The 780-nt window shown below is 49.9% G+C and carries 2 protein-coding genes; one reads left to right on the top strand and one right to left on the bottom strand.

The genetic code is table 11. The features are described from left to right. A partial coding sequence (locus tag A3761_RS27360) for a hypothetical protein (protein WP_197472946.1) occupies positions 1–182 on the top strand: 182 nt, incomplete at its 5' end. A 321-nt stretch (positions 183–503) separates the two neighbouring features. Here A3761_RS27360 and A3761_RS07635 read toward each other — a convergent pair. Then, a partial coding sequence (locus A3761_RS07635; RefSeq protein ID WP_197472945.1) for an aminoacyl-tRNA deacylase occupies positions 504–780 on the bottom strand: 277 nt, incomplete at its 5' end.

The following is a 780-nucleotide window of genomic DNA, read 5'->3' as shown; positions in this document are numbered from 1 at the left end:
CAAGTGCCTTAATCGCCATGATGATGGTGAGCCTTGCCTCACTCGCTCACGAAGGTATGCATGCATCAGGGCAGGCGCACGTGGGCGAGAGCCATATGGGCTTAATGGAAGTTTCTTTGGCCGTGATGGCAATGCTAGCAGTTGGCGCATGGGCATTGAAAGAAGCTAAATCTAAGAAGTAGCATTTAGAGTCAGTCCCCGTGTTTCTGTATGCAGAGCCTTCCGTGGCTCGCATGCGGACTAGCACGGGGAGTCCAGATAAGGGATGCAACCCTCTGCTTCCTCAAAGGTCAAAACATCAAAGACTATTCACCACCGAGAACACCGAGCGGCANAGGGCCTCCACCGAGAAGACATATAAGAATTATTAAGGTTGATCTTTACTCTGTGCAGCGAAGCGCTCTGTGACCTCGGTGGTTCAATGTGTTTACGGAGCCTTCCACGGCTCGCAGGCCGGCTAGCACAGGGTTGATCAGCGAGGGGCGGAACACTCTGCCTACAAACTACTGTATTAACTGCGTTCTCGCCTCATAAAACTCTGTCGGGCAGCTAATCACATCATTTTCCTGAAGCCCCATGAGCTGCATAAATGCGCCATGGTTAACATGAATCAGGTTATGGTGGTCGCCACTTTCAAAGTAAATACTAGGCATCTCTTCCAAGCTTTTATCCCAAACTACTGGTAAGCCATAGACTTGGCCTAGTGCAGGAACCGCACCTTCTTCGCAATCATCAAATAAGCTTTTGAGTTCACACTCATCGACCAAGCGATAATGCGAG

It is taken from the genome of Oleiphilus sp. HI0123 (assembly GCF_001635315.1).
This window is presented reverse-complemented; position numbering and strand designations above follow the sequence as displayed.